The organism is Antarctobacter aquimaris, from assembly GCF_900184945.1.
Lineage (GTDB): Bacteria > Pseudomonadota > Alphaproteobacteria > Rhodobacterales > Rhodobacteraceae > Maliponia > Maliponia aquimaris.
This window is the reverse complement of the sequence record NZ_FXYF01000009.1, coordinates 79,320-92,516: the sequence shown is the minus strand read 5'-3', so window position 1 is coordinate 92,516 and position 13,197 is coordinate 79,320. Positions and strand designations below refer to the sequence as shown.

The 13,197-nt window shown below is 64.5% G+C and carries 16 protein-coding genes; 13 read left to right on the top strand and 3 right to left on the bottom strand.

The window, feature by feature from the left end; all coding sequences use genetic code 11:
• The first annotated feature begins 2 nt into the window (after window positions 1-2).
• From MAA8898_RS16275 to MAA8898_RS16255, 5 genes are read left to right on the top strand one after another with little or no spacing between them, the layout of a single operon-like run.
• On the top strand, window positions 3-218 hold the full coding sequence (locus tag MAA8898_RS16275; protein WP_094022085.1) for a hypothetical protein: 216 nt from the start codon (window positions 3-5) through the stop codon (window positions 216-218).
• On the top strand, window positions 215-1,012 hold the full coding sequence (locus tag MAA8898_RS26800; protein ID WP_094022084.1) for a hypothetical protein: 798 nt from the start codon (window positions 215-217) through the stop codon (window positions 1,010-1,012). Before MAA8898_RS16275 ends, MAA8898_RS26800 begins: the two co-directional genes overlap by 4 nt.
• A complete protein-coding gene (locus tag MAA8898_RS16265) occupies window positions 1,009-1,758 on the top strand; it encodes a hypothetical protein (RefSeq protein WP_141194879.1) in 750 nt (249 codons plus the stop codon). The genes MAA8898_RS26800 and MAA8898_RS16265 overlap by 4 nt, the downstream gene beginning before the upstream one ends.
• Entirely contained in the window at window positions 1,755-3,074 is a 1,320-nt protein-coding gene (locus MAA8898_RS16260; RefSeq protein WP_094022082.1) for an ATP-dependent DNA helicase, read from the top strand. The genes MAA8898_RS16265 and MAA8898_RS16260 overlap by 4 nt, the downstream gene beginning before the upstream one ends.
• Window positions 3,075-3,082: 8 nt before the next feature.
• Window positions 3,083-5,677: a VapE domain-containing protein gene (locus MAA8898_RS16255; RefSeq protein ID WP_094022081.1), complete on the top strand. Its 2,595-nt coding sequence runs from the start codon at window positions 3,083-3,085 to the stop codon at window positions 5,675-5,677.
• A gap of 56 nt (window positions 5,678-5,733) precedes the next feature.
• Here the strand turns inward: MAA8898_RS16255 and MAA8898_RS16250 are convergent, their stop codons facing one another.
• On the bottom strand, window positions 5,734-6,426 hold the full coding sequence (locus MAA8898_RS16250) for a hypothetical protein (protein WP_094022080.1): 693 nt from the start codon (window positions 6,424-6,426) through the stop codon (window positions 5,734-5,736).
• A 21-nt stretch (window positions 6,427-6,447) separates the two neighbouring features.
• Between MAA8898_RS16250 and MAA8898_RS25860 the strand changes: the two genes are divergently transcribed.
• The 3 genes from MAA8898_RS25860 to MAA8898_RS16240 all read left to right on the top strand — a co-directional run bounded on the left by MAA8898_RS25860 (window position 6,448) and on the right by MAA8898_RS16240 (window position 8,448).
• Window positions 6,448-6,804 (top strand): Cro/CI family transcriptional regulator, encoded by a 357-nt coding sequence (locus tag MAA8898_RS25860; RefSeq protein WP_141194878.1) that lies wholly within the window; start codon window positions 6,448-6,450, stop codon window positions 6,802-6,804.
• Window positions 6,805-6,929: 125 nt separating this feature from the next.
• The gene (locus tag MAA8898_RS16245; protein WP_141194877.1) at window positions 6,930-7,808 is read left to right on the top strand and encodes an ImmA/IrrE family metallo-endopeptidase; all 879 of its coding nucleotides are present in this window, start codon (window positions 6,930-6,932) and stop codon (window positions 7,806-7,808) included.
• Window positions 7,801-8,448 carry a hypothetical protein gene (locus MAA8898_RS16240; protein WP_094022078.1) on the top strand — a complete coding sequence of 216 codons (648 nt, stop codon included), beginning with the start codon at window positions 7,801-7,803 and terminating at the stop codon, window positions 8,446-8,448. Before MAA8898_RS16245 ends, MAA8898_RS16240 begins: the two co-directional genes overlap by 8 nt.
• On the opposite strand, the gene MAA8898_RS16235 is transcribed toward MAA8898_RS16240, so the two are convergent.
• On the bottom strand, window positions 8,437-9,021 hold the full coding sequence (locus MAA8898_RS16235) for a hypothetical protein (RefSeq protein ID WP_094022077.1): 585 nt from the start codon (window positions 9,019-9,021) through the stop codon (window positions 8,437-8,439). The genes MAA8898_RS16240 and MAA8898_RS16235 overlap by 12 nt on opposite strands.
• Window positions 9,018-9,851 carry a bis-aminopropyl spermidine synthase family protein gene (locus MAA8898_RS16230; protein ID WP_094022076.1) on the bottom strand — a complete coding sequence of 278 codons (834 nt, stop codon included), beginning with the start codon at window positions 9,849-9,851 and terminating at the stop codon, window positions 9,018-9,020. The genes MAA8898_RS16235 and MAA8898_RS16230 overlap by 4 nt, the downstream gene beginning before the upstream one ends.
• A 595-nt stretch (window positions 9,852-10,446) precedes the next feature.
• Between MAA8898_RS16230 and MAA8898_RS16225 the strand changes: the two genes are divergently transcribed.
• From MAA8898_RS16225 to MAA8898_RS16205, 5 genes are all read left to right on the top strand, one after another.
• A complete protein-coding gene (locus tag MAA8898_RS16225) occupies window positions 10,447-10,968 on the top strand; it encodes a hypothetical protein (protein WP_094022075.1) in 522 nt (173 codons plus the stop codon).
• A complete protein-coding gene (locus tag MAA8898_RS16220) occupies window positions 10,965-11,165 on the top strand; it encodes a hypothetical protein (RefSeq protein ID WP_094022074.1) in 201 nt (66 codons plus the stop codon). Before MAA8898_RS16225 ends, MAA8898_RS16220 begins: the two co-directional genes overlap by 4 nt.
• A complete protein-coding gene (locus MAA8898_RS16215) occupies window positions 11,158-11,583 on the top strand; it encodes a DUF6362 family protein (RefSeq protein WP_094022073.1) in 426 nt (141 codons plus the stop codon). Before MAA8898_RS16220 ends, MAA8898_RS16215 begins: the two co-directional genes overlap by 8 nt.
• Window positions 11,584-11,661: 78 nt before the next feature.
• Window positions 11,662-12,336 (top strand): hypothetical protein, encoded by a 675-nt coding sequence (locus MAA8898_RS16210; RefSeq protein ID WP_094022072.1) that lies wholly within the window; start codon window positions 11,662-11,664, stop codon window positions 12,334-12,336.
• Window positions 12,333-12,755: a PIN-like domain-containing protein gene (locus MAA8898_RS16205; RefSeq protein ID WP_094022071.1), complete on the top strand. Its 423-nt coding sequence runs from the start codon at window positions 12,333-12,335 to the stop codon at window positions 12,753-12,755. Before MAA8898_RS16210 ends, MAA8898_RS16205 begins: the two co-directional genes overlap by 4 nt.
• The last annotated feature ends 442 nt before the right edge of the window (window positions 12,756-13,197 follow it).

Sequence of the window (13,197 nt, the reverse complement as noted above, 5' to 3'; positions counted from 1 at the left end):
CGATGATCGACCTGAACGACGACACCGTGTCCTGCAGCTGGAAGCACCTGCTCGAGGCGGCCACCGAGAACGCCGTCACCGATTTCGAGATCGAGTTCTGCGACAGCCTCCGCGAGAAGCTCGCGCGGTTCGGCGACAGCGCCCGGCTGACGGACGCGCAGTTCCACAAGCTGACCTGCATCGCACAGGCCGGCGGGTTCTGGGAGCGCGAGCGATGATCGACCTCAACCACGGCTCGGGCTTCCTCTACGGCGCCGGCGCCCCGCGCCCGCCCATCGCGGAGGCGGTTTCTGCCGCCATCGACACGGCGCTGTCCGCGCGCCACCGCGCTGAGCGTCCGCGTACCTATGTCAGTTCCTCGGGTCTCGGCCGCGACTGCCTGCGCCAGATCCAGTACGACTTCCTCGCGGTCCCGAAGGACGAGGGCCAGGAATTCGCGCCGCGGACGCTGCGCATCTTCGAGGCGGGCCACCGGGCCGAGGACATCGTCGCGGGCTGGTTCCGGATCGCCGGTTTCGACCTGCGCACCGAGCGCCCGGACGGCCGCCAGTTCGGGTTTGAGGCCCTCGGCGGGCGCTTCAAGGGCCATATCGACGGCTGCCTCGTCTCGGGTCCCGTCGCGATGGACTATCCCGCGCTCTGGGAAAACAAGGCGCTCGGCGCGGCCAGCTGGAAGGACGTGGTCAAGCGCGGCGTCAGCCTGGCGCGGCCGGTCTATGCCGCCCAGATCGCGCTCTATCAGGCCTACATGGAGCTGCCGGCCCCGGCGCTTTTCACCGCGCTGAACCGCGACACGATGGAGCTGCACGCCGAGCTCGTGCCCTTCGATGCGCATCTCGCGCAGGAAATGTCAGATCGCGCCGTCGCCGTGGTTCGGGCCTCCGAGGCCGGGGAATGGCTGCCGCGCGCCGCGGCTGAGTCCAACGCAGTCCTGTGCCGAGGCGGCATGGCGGCCGGCAAGTGGCACGCGCCCTGCGCCTGGGCGACACGGTGCTGGGGAGAGAGGCCATGATCCCCGACGCCTACGAGCTCAAGCGGATCGTGCGCGCGCATTGCGAGCGGTTCTGGTGCTCCGACCTGCTCGGAGCGGCGGAGTTCGCGCCGATCTATTTCTTCGACGATCAGGCCGCCTTCGATGGCGATATCGTCGACCGCGCGATGACCCGGGTCTTTACCGGTCCGCTTCGGCTGCCGCATCCGTCCGTGATCTTCGAGGTGCGCGAGCAGCGCGCGTCTCCCTCGGGCCTGATTGTCTGCGCCCGCGCCGACGGCGACATCGTCGAGGCCACGTTCCTCATGCGCAAGCGGGCGCCGCGCGGCTGGACGGATTGCCTGGTGCGGGTCTGGATGCATCCGGACGGCAAGGCGGAGATCGAGGGCAACCCGGCCGAGCTGAGCGACGAGACGGTCCGCGGTCACGGCGAAGTCGCCGCCGGCATCGTCTGGCGCGCGCTGACCATCCTCGGCGCCTCACCTGAAATCCGCGACCGCAAGGTGTCGCTTGCGAAACGGTCCCGCCTGTCCCGTGAGGGCGTACGCGGTTGGGTCTGGCGTCAGGTCGCCATCGATCCCGCTCGCCTTCAGGCAGCGACACCGCCGCAGGGCGGCAGTCACGCCAGCCCGCGCTGGCATATCCGACGCGGTCACTGGCGGCAGCTCGCCGACGGGCGCCGGGTCTTCGTCCGTCCGTGCGAGGTGGGCGATCCGACCCGCGGCGGGATCGTCAAGGATTACGCAGTGGAGGCACCCCATTCATGACCGAGTTCACCCCATCCGCCACGCAGGCCACCGCGATCCGCGAGATCAAGGAGTGGTTCGAGACCCGAACCGAGCAGCAGCAGGTATTCCGCCTCTTCGGCTATGCCGGGTCGGGCAAGAGCACCGTCCTGAAGTTCGCGCTCGACGAGCTCGGCCTCTCGCCCCACCGCAGCGCGCGGGACGGCCGATGCGTGCCCGGCGTGGTCACCGCCACCTTCACCGGCAAGGCCGCGCTGGTGCTGACCCGCAAGGGCACGCCCGCGCGCACCATTCACAGCCTGATCTACTCGGTGATCGAGTCGACCGAGGAGGAGATCGAGGAGGCCGCCCGAAAGATCGCGCTGGCCGAACGCGACGCCCTCCGTCTCACCGGGTTCGCGCGCACCACGGCCGATGCCGCGATCGAGGCGATGCGCCAGGGGCTCTCGGCGATGAAGCACCCGCGCTTCGCCCTGAACCCGCAGAGCGACGCGGCCGACGCCCGGCTGATCGTGCTCGACGAGGTGTCGATGGTCGGCGAGGAAATGGCGCGCGACCTGATGAGCTTCGGCAAGCCGATCCTCGTCCTCGGAGATCCGGGCCAGTTGCCGCCGATCCGGGGCGAAGGCGCCTTCACTCGCGACGAGCCGGACGTGATGCTGACCGAGATCCACCGCCAGGCGGCCGAGAGCGCGATCATCCGCCTCGCCACCATGGCGCGCGAAGGCCGGCCCATCGGCTTCGGCGTCTACGACGATCATGTCGCGAAGCTCCGCAAGGGCGACATCACGCCGGAACAGGCGCTGCGCGGCGGCCAGCTGATCTGCGGGCTGAACGCCACGCGGCTGCAGATCAACAACGCCATGCGCGCGGCCGCCGGTCTCGGCGGGACCTGGCTACCCACGGGGCCGGCCGAGAAGATCATCTGTCTCAAGAACCAGAACGATCTGGGGCTGATCAACGGCATGTTCGTGACGCTCGAGGACATCGTCGACGAGGGCAGCCTTTACTTCTCCGCAGTCGTCCACGACGAGGACGGGCGCCGCATCGGCGAGCCCTATGAGGACGGGCGTCCGGGCCGGCTGCGCATCTACAAGGGGCATTTCGAGGACCACGTCGCCTACGACGACAAGCGTCATGACCGCGACTACAAGGAGAAGCGCCTGTTGACCGAGGCGACCTTCGGCTGGGCGATCACCGCTCACAAGGCGCAGGAGTCGCAGTGGGAGAGCGTGATCGTCTGGGACGACGGGCTGGGCCGCAGCGAGATCGACCGGCGCCGCTGGCTCTACACCGCGATCACCCGCGCCGAGCGCGGGCTCGTCCTGCTGGCCTGAGGGGCGCGATGATCGACCTCAACGACATCGCGGTCCCGAAGACCCGGCACGATCTGGCGGCGGTGAAGGAGCGGCTGGCCTGCACGGCCGCCGACTGGCTGCCGGGGCTCTTCCCGGAGGCCCGGCTGGCGCGCGACCGTCGTTCCTTGCGCTGCGCCGACCTCTCCGGGCGCCCGCCACGGAAGGAGGGCTCCTGCACCATCCATCTCGACGGGCCCTATGCCGGCTGGGGCTTCGACTACGCCACAGGCGAGCGGGCCGGTCCCATCGACCTGATCGCCCAGGCGACCGGCCTTTGCGATGGCGCGCTCTTCGACGAGGCGGCGCGGCTCGCGGGTATGGACCATCCAGCGCCGCGGCCTGCGCCGGCGGCGCCCTTGCGCGCGCGCCCGGATCATTCTTCCGAGATCGCACGTCTCGTCGACGGGGCCGTTCCACTCGCGGGTACGCCTGGCGAGACCTATCTGCGCGCCCGCGGGGTCTCGGATCCCGGATCGCCCGACCTGCTGTTCCATCCCGATCTTCCGGACTTCGACAGCTGCCGCGGCTGGCCCGGCCTGATCGCGATCCTGCGGCTGCCGGACGCGGAGCGCGCGCCGGGCATCCATCGCACCTTCCTGCTCGACGACGGCAGCGCCAAGGCGCCTCCCGGCAAGAAGATGCTCGGCAGCGTGAAGGACGCCGTGGTTCGCCTGTTCCCGATGCCGGAGGACGGACACATCGGAATCGCCGAGGGCATCGAGACGGCGCTCGCCGCGCAGGCGCTCTTCGGCACACCGGTCTGGGCAGCGCTGTCGGCCGACGGTCTGGCGCGGTTCCAGTGGCCCGAGGGCACCCGGCGCGTCACCATCTATGCCGATGCCGGAGACGCGGGCTGCCAGGCGGCTGCGACGCTCTCGGACCGCCTGAACCGGGCCGACATCCCGAACGAGATCGTCGCGCCGCTCCACGGCGACGACTTCAACGACGATCTGCAGCGCGGCGCTCGCGCCGAGGATTACGCGCACGAGACAGATACCGCAGCCGAGCCGCAGGCCGGAGATACGGTCGACCCTGAAACGGTCACACCCGTCGTCGCCTCCGCAGACGATCCCGCGACCCTGATCGCCGCTGCCGAGGCGCTGACCAATCCGCCCGAGTTCGAAGCCCTGTCCACGCTGCTCGGGCGCATCGCGTTGGCAAGGCTCGACCCGCTGCCCGAACGGCAGGTCATCGCGCGGATCAAGTCCGCGACCGGGATCGGCATGTCGGTCCTGACGAAGCAGCTGGCCGAGCTCCGCCGCCGCGTGAACGCCACCGGCGATCCAAACGCGCCGATCCCGAAGCCTTCCTGGTTCAGGCGCCTGCGGCTCGACCTCGCGGGTGCGCCCGAGCGCAACGAGGCCAACGTCATCGTCGCACTGACCTCCGATCCGGCCTTTGCCGGCGTGCTCGCCTTCGATGAGTTCGGGCAGGAGATCGTGGTGCGCCAGCCGCTGCCGTGGGACGCCGGAATCGCCCCCCTCCCGCGCCCCTGGGAGGACGCCGACGACATCCGCACCGCCGAATGGCTGCAACTCCGCGGCATCAACGTCGCCCCGGTGGTCGTGAGCCGCGCTGTCGGCGCCATCGCCCGCGAGCTGCGCATCCATCCCGTCCGCGACTGGCTCGACACCCTGAAATGGGACGGCACGCCCCGGATCGAGACGTGGACGAGCGCCTATCTCGGCGCCGAGCCCACGGCGTTCAACCACACCATCGGCGCGCTCTGGCTGATCTCGGCCATCGCCCGCATCTACCGGCCCGGCGTGAAGGCCGACCACATGCTGATCCTCGAGGGGCCGCAGGGCGCGCGCAAGTCCACGGCGATCAAGGTGCTGGCCGGTGAGGAATGGTTCACCGACGAACTGCCCGAGCTCGGGTCGAAGGACGCCGCGCTGCACATGCAGGGCGTCTGGATCGTGGAGATCGCCGAACTCGATGCCATTGGTCGCGCCGAAGTCTCGCGCATCAAGGCCTTCCTGACCCGCACCACCGACCGCTTCCGTCCGCCCTATGGCCGCTACACCGTCGAGGTGCCCCGACAGTGCGTGTTTGCCGGCACCGTGAACCCCGACACCTACCTTCGCGACGAGACCGGCAATCGTCGTTTCTGGCCGTTGCGCTGCGGCGCCATAGACATCGCTGCGCTCGCGCGTGACCGGGACCAGCTCTGGGCGGAGGCCGTCCACCGCTTCCGCGCCGGCGCAATCTGGTGGATCGACGACCCGGCGCTGCTGGAGGAAGCCCGCGAGGAACAGGACCGCCGCTACCAGTCGGACGCCTGGGACGACCTGATCGAACACTGGCTGACGCACGAGATCCGCACCGTCTCCGATGGCTTCCCCGACTACGACAACTCCCGCACCGAGAGCGTGCCGCGCCCGGAGCCGCTGAGAGATGTGTCGGTCGGCGAGATCCTCGAGGAGGCCATCGGGCTCGAACCGGCCCGCTGGACGCGCGGCGATCAGATGCGGGTCTCGGCCTACCTCAAGGCGAACGGCTGGGAGCGGTACCGCCGCCGCGACGAGGGCGGGCGCGAAGCGCCGCGGGAGTGGCGGTATCGACGAGACATTGCGGCCTGATGATCGTCCCTACGTCGAAGCAATTAACAATTCAGAAGCTCTCCAATGGATTATCTTCAGACTGCCAGGCGCAACTGCTGTGGGGCTTCTGCCCACTTCGAAGCCCGGTACTTTGACCATTCACGTTCTGCCATTGCGACATCCGAGATGACCAACGGTGCCTCGAGCTTAAGGACGTATGGGGCAGCTAATTCGCAATGGAAAGCTATCGGATAGATCGCGCCAGATTCCTCACGCGCAGGGTCGATGCTCACTACGGCGGTCACCTGAGAGGACCCTACAGGGTTTCCGGTCTTCACATTCCTCAGCGCCCCGATGGAGACCCATTCGGGCGATGCCAAGGACCGAAGCGGCTGCTGCGATTGGCAGACGAGCGCATAGTGCCTTGTCTTGCCGGGCGTATACCGGCTCATGACCATCGAGCCCGATGGAATCTGGAAAGGCTCGCCATTTGCGCCGGTGGCTCGCGTCCACACAGCGATCTGATCGGGGCTCTCATCGTGTGCTTGCGCACGCGACTTGATTGGACTGAACGCGAGCATCGGCCGGCGGACCCGTTCGAACAGCGACGGCAGCGATGGAGCCACGTTGTTGCCAATGCCCCAGAGGAACACGCCACCATTCTGTCGTCGCTCTTGCTCCTTGCGAGCCAGGATTGCTTCGAAATCCTGCCCAGCTTCGGCACCGAACCTCGTCCAGCAAAACGCCCCAGGCAAAGGCATGGTCACCTCCCTCTTGGTTTCGTTCATTATTCATGTATATTCATCTTCATGCAAGACCTGCGGGAAGCACTGGGCGATTTCATGCGAGAGCGCGGCTACACGCAGTCGGAAGTCGCACGTGCGCTCGGAGTGAGTCAGCCAAGTATTTCAAGGGCCTTGAAGACAGGATCGGTCAGGTTTGGTCCAGCGGCCAAGAAGATTCGCCAAGGTTTGTTGGCGGCGGCTTCTGCCCCGGAGTCCACCAAGCCTCATCCTGAATATTCATCTATTCAGGATAAGCGGGCTGGACTGAAGCGCATCACGGAACGGCTTCGGTCGCTTCCCGACATGGAGGCGGTTGCGCTGGACAAGATGCTGGCGGCGCTTGATGATTTTCTTGACCAATGGACTGGGGGTGACGCTTGAAGAGGACAGCTGAGAAGTTCAGGCAAGACCTTCGGACACTGGGTATATCCGGGCAGGCAGTCGATGCTGTTTGGCCAAGCTGGTGGAGCGATGAGGCGGAGCAGTCGAACTCGGCCCAGGTAGAGTTGCGCTTTACCGTTGCGCGCCGTCTGGGGCTTTCGCCGAAGTCGCTCCTCGGGGAGGAAGAACCGACTTTCGTCTGGAGGCACGAAGCAAAATTCAAGGGCCTTTCGACTTATGGAAGCAAGGAGCAGGCGGCCCTGTCGTCTTTCGGCATTTCCCTCGCGCGGATCCTGTCCAAGGGCGTCCGAGCGACTTTCGACGAGAGGGTAATTGGTCTTGATCCGCTTCGCCTTAGAGGAACCTTGCTCAGTGCATCACCCTTTGTGCGACTCCAGGATATTTGCGCGGCCTCGTGGGGGCTTGGCATACCGGTAATCCATCTCAGGGTGTTTCCACTTTCCGCCAAGCACATGGTGGCGATGTCAGTCCGACATGGCGATCATTTCGCGATACTGGTCGGCAAGGACGCGAAGTACCCAGCACCGACGGCCTACCACGTCGCGCACGAACTGGGCCATATTGCCAGCGGCCATCTCGCGCCGAACGCGGCTCTGGTCGACATGTCCGAGCCGCTTGAGGAGAAAAGCCCGGACTCTGAAGAGCTCGAGGCCGACAGCTTTGCTCTACGTCTGCTGACAGGCCAAGCCTCACCGCAGATCGAATTCGACCAAGGGCCGGCCAACGGCGCAGTGTTGGCGGCAGCGGTCATGCGCGCGGCTGAGGACTCGAGGATCGAGCCCGGTACACTCGCCATGTGCTACGGCTACCAAGCGTCGGACTGGGCAACGACCTACGCAGCTCTTGCCAGGATCTACGAGCGACCCGACGATGTCTGGCGATTTCTTAACAGGATCGCGACACGCGAACTGGACTGGGAGGCGTATTCGGACGACGAAACGGAGTATCTGCGGGCTGTGATGGGGGGCGTCGAGCTTGGCTAACGCCCTTGTGGACAATGACCTCGTTGAAAAGATGGCCCGGTGGCAGTGTCTTGATCACCTTCCGCCATCCCTTTCTGTAGAACACGAGGCCGTCCTGGTCCTCGGCGCCTTGCGGTATGTCGTGGGTGCGAGGCTCAGCAGGACCCACGGCGAGCCTGTGTGCAGACCGCTCATGGAATTTCTCGACTTGGTGTCCGTTCTGGAGCCCACGGAGGACGAAATATCGCTGGCAGCGTCAATCGAGGAAATCTCGCTGGCGGAAGACCTGGACATCGACGTCGGTGAGAGCCAGCTCTTCGCCGTGGCCATGATGCGCGCGGAAACGATGGTCGCCACGGGGGATAAGCGGGCCGTATGTAGCTGCGCCGGGATAGAGCCGGATTTCCCTGAGATTGCAGGGCTGCGGGGCCGGATAATCAGCACCGAGCAAGTGCTCGCGCGACTTCTCGGCCTCCTCGACCATAGAGCCGTTCGCGCACGGGTCTGCGCAGACAAGAGCGCTGACAAGACCGCCGAAATCTGCTTCTCCTGCTCCAGAGAAGATGTGCCAGTCGCGGACGTGCTATCGGCGCTCGAAAGCTACCAGAAGGACCTCGCCAAGCGATCGAAGCACTACACCTTGGCGAGCCTAGACATCTGAACGAAGAAAAACGGCGTACGGCTCGCAGAGCTCCGCGGTCAGCTTGATGCTGATCGTCTTCTCTTGGCTCAGGTCGTTCATACGGAGCACCTCGTCGCGAACATTCAGGCAGGCCTTATCGACGCGGCCCTTGATGTATTGGTTGCCAAGCCGGCCGGCACTGCGGCCTACCGCAACTTCTGTCGCCGACAGAGGCAGTTCGAAGTCCGTCAGTGAAAGATCCTTGATGCAAAGAGCATATCGGGAGCCGACGGCATTGATGCCGGCTGGAACATCCTCCCAGAGAATACCGTCCCGCGAGAACTGACTCGCTCGTATCTGTTCGGCGAAGTGCTTGGATTCCATTGGCTGCATGCAGAGTACGATAGGCAAGCCGGCACTTGCATGCTCCTCCGCAAAGGGTTGGACCATCGTCATAGGGTGGCAAGTGTTGCCTCCATAGCCCCACAGCGCATAGCCTTCGTCATCAATTTCCTTCTGCTTGCGCTTGATGATGTCCTCCAGCGGCTCGTTCGCGTGCGTGCCGACCTTCATGAACAGGATGCCAGCTCCGGGCTTGAGGATCTCGTTCACTCTTTCCCCTCCAACAACTCTAGTTTGTATTCCGACTCTTGGGCTTCTCCATAATTCAGAGCCTTCAGCTCCCGTACATACCGTACACGCGGGATCTTCGCACGACCGTAGAAGTTCTCCAACCGCTGCTGGTCTGTCACCGGCCGGCTGTCACGTTCCGACGAATTGCGCGGCCTTGAGCGAAAGAGCAGATTGCACGACTTTAGGTCCGGCGCATCGTCTAGGTGGTAGACATGCAACTCGGGCTGCATTCGCGCAACGAAGAAGCCGCGCCTGGACGCGTGCTGCTGCACCTCGGCTAACACCTCCTGCGGCCAATCAAGATCACTGTCGTCGGCGATTACAACGAGCCCTTCGCCGCAATTGCTGATTGCCTCCACACCTCGGTCGACGAAAAGGTTTATGCTTTCGCCGCTGTTGTACTGTCCCCACGGTGGATTGGTATAGAAGCAGTCGAAATCAGGTAACCTGTCCGGGATTGCGTCCAACACATTGTACAATTGCGCGTCGAGATTTTCGATACGCTCATTGTCGGCAAACCGTTTAATGGCATTGACAATCCTTTCGTCGAAATCGAGGACCACGGTTTTCGATGGACCATAGGAAAGCACGCCGCGGCTGTGCATGTAGGCGACACACACGCTGATGGCGTCACCGTCTCCGATGAATACAAGCCGCTTTCCATCCGCCCACCTAGCTACAAATTCGCTCTGCATGACCATGTCGCCGGCCTTCATATAGATTTGGTCAAACTGTCGGATCGGCCGTGGTCGGTTCCGAATGACGTCAGACACGGCATTTAGAGCGCGCTTCAGGTCGATTTCCGGCATTCGTGACTCGCTAAAGTATCTGTGTTGTGAAACTGCAGACCATGATGCACGCGGGCTTGCCTTGGGCAAGTGGCCAGCCAGCAAAGAAGACGTCCGGTCGGTCGAAGCTCCTCACCGTGCCCAGCCAAGTGCGTAACCTGCCGCCTTCATCTGCGCTACTACAGCTTGTGGTCCCAACCTCCCCGTGGTCCCAACCCAGTCCCAACCTCCCGAGGGGGTTGGGGACACGAAAAGCTGTGCAAAAACAATGGTGTCCCCAACCTCACCCCGTGGTCCCAACCTTTTGCTACACATTCGTGTGGGAGAACGGAAAAGGTCGGGAACATGTGTTTCTATACGAAAAGAGAAGAACCCCCGTTGGGGACACCGAGGTTGGGACCACATCCGGTCAAGCCATTGGTGTAAAACGATAAAAGGCTGTCCCAACCCCCTCGAAGGTTGGGACCACGCGTTCGGAGGTTGGGACCGGGGCGTTCGGAGCGTCGATCGTCGTCCGTCGCCGCCTCGACGGTCGTTTTCGCTTTGGCCGAGGACCGCCGGATGCTACATCTTGCGGTGACCGAAGCCGAAGGCCCACAGCTTGTGAGCCTTCACGATGAACACACCGATCCCCGCGCAGGACGTCCGCCCCGAGCCGGGCGCTATCTCCCGGTCCTGCATCCTCGCGCTCGACCTCGGTACGACGACCGGCTGGGCGCTCCGCAGCCATGACGGACTGACCACCAGCGGCACGGTCAGCTTTCGCCCCGGACGCTTCGACGGCGGCGGCATGCGCTACCTGCGCTTCACCAACTGGCTGACCGAACTCGACCGTCTGTCCGGCCCCATCGCCGCGATCTGGTTCGAGGAAGTCCGCCGTCACGCCGGCACCGACGCAGCCCACATTTACGGCGGGCTGATGGCTACCCTGACCTCGTGGGCCGAACTGCGCGGCGTGCCCTACGAGGGCGTCCCGGTCGGCACGATCAAGCGCCACGCCGCGGGCAAGGGCAACGCCGACAAGGCCGCCATGGTCGCCGCCGTCCGCGCCCGCGGCTTCAGCCCGGCCGACGACAACGAGGCCGACGCCATCGCCATCCTGCTCTGGGCGATCGAGACGAACGGGGGCCTGGGATGAGGTGGTACCCGAAAGGCTACGGCGGCACGCGCCGGGATCCGGATCAGGTGAAGCGCGATGGCTGGCATGACGAAGGCGTGCTCGCCGTCTCCGTCGACGACGACCGGCTGACCTGGCCGGAGCGTGAGCTGGTCCGTCAGCTCGGGGAGAAGCTGTATGGACCTCGGGCGGGCGGCCGGGAGGCGGCGAATGGCTGAGTGGACGCCCACCATGGTCGAGGACCGGCTCGAGAGCGCGGCCGACGTGTTCCGGTCGCTGCCCGAGGTGAAGCCGCAGGGCTACTTCAACGCGTGGCCCGAGTACTTCCACAGCTTCGCCGACCACGTCGGCCAGGAGCCACGAACCCGCCGGCCGAAGCCCGGACCGCGCGACATCACGCAGGCCGAGGATGCTCTGCTCTGGCTGCGCTTGCTCGACCCTGCCGATGCGCGCCTGCTCTGGCTCCGGGCGAACCGGAAGCCGTGGAAGCCGATCTGCTGGGAGCTCGGCATCAGCCGCGCCACCGCGAACCGGCGCTGGCAATACGGCATCGCGGTGATCGTGTGGCGGCTGAACGGGAGGCAGGTGCCGAGGAAGCGGTCGATGCAGTTTGTTGTTCGTGGGACGGGCGCCTGAACCGGCAAGGCAAGCGCATAAGGCTATGGTCGGACGCCACAAGCGTGCTACACGCTTGTTCGAAACGGGGGATGTTTTGTGAACGCGCTGGTCGGCATCGGCATCTATGACATCCGGGACGCACACCGGCTCACGCAGGCGCCGCGGCAGACCATCCGCCGGTGGCTAACCGGTTACACTTCGAGCACCGGAGTTCATCACCCACCCATGTGGGACCCGGATATCGAGCAATCCGATGCTGTAGCGCTTTCCTTTAGAGACCTCATCGAATTGCGTGCAATCTATGCTTTCCGCAAGCGCAAAGTGAGCGCTCAGCTTCTCCGCAAAGCGGTGTCGCGAGCGTCAGAAATCATCGGGGCGGATCATCCGTTTTCATCTGCTCGCTTCCGGACTGACGGTGCGTCAATCCTGCTACAATTGGATCGAGAACAGGGTGAGCCCGAGTTGGTGAACATTTTCACCAATCAGCGGGAAATGAAGACGATCATTGAGCAAAGCCTTCGGGACGTCGAGTACGATGGTTTGACGCCGAATGTTTGGCGGCCGATGGGGCGCGCGAGCGGCGTGGTGCTCGACCCATCTCGTTCGTTCGGGCAGCCCATTGAAGAGGACACGGCCATTCCAACAGCCACGCTGGCTGCAGCAGCGAAGGCCGAAGGCAGTGTCGCGCGCGCCGCGGCTCTTTATGAAGTGCCGAGGCACGCCGTTTCTCGAGCCGTCAAGTTCGAGGAGTGGCTCAGCAAAGCGGCATGAACCGCTTCAACGTGTTCTTCGATCATAACTGCCCGCCCGCTATGGCGAGGATGATGGCAGGGTTTCTTTCATCCGAGAAACCGCAGCCTCGATCCGTAGCACTAAGCGACGTGATGGATCGTAGAGCCACAGACGTCGAATGGATCAGCTGGGTTCGTGATCAGCCTGGCGACTGGATCGTTGCGACGGAGAACCACCGGATCCTGCGCGTGCCCGATGAGCGGCGCGCTTTCATGGCCGCAGGTCTTCGCATGTTGGTGATGCCGAAGAGCGTTTTGTCGCTGCCTCACGAGAAGCGCTGTGCCCTCATTCTATGGCAGTGGCCACGCATCACACGCACGATGAGCGAATTTGACCCTCCGCTGGCATTCGAAATGTCTCCGAAGCGCGAGGGAAAGCTCCGGCAGATCGGGCTTTGACTGTGGACCTCTTAGTCGGTGTCAACGCCGACAAACGGGCTTCGGAGGTCGGTCAAGCCCAGAAACATCCTTGAGACAATTTCCGGCGAGACACCGGACGGCGAGACGGATCGCCCTTCTGACGGTATCCATGACGATATACTCGGGGTCGTGCGCTCGGGCGAACCGACGCTCATCCCGAGTTGGACACCGGGGGTGGCTTCCGGGGTCCAGTCAGAGTCCAGGCCGCCAAGTCGTTGTTTTCCGGTTCCTTTCCGGGCCGAAACGTATGCTGGCGGGCTTGGCTCGGCATTTCGCCAGCGACAGGGCCAGATTTTTGGGAAGCCACCGGAGTCTAGCGTCCACCCGCGACGCCACGAAACCCTCGTGAATTCAAGCATCTGACCCGCCGCGCGGGGTGGATACCCCGCGGATGCCGGAGTCCAGCCGGAAGCCGGCGGAC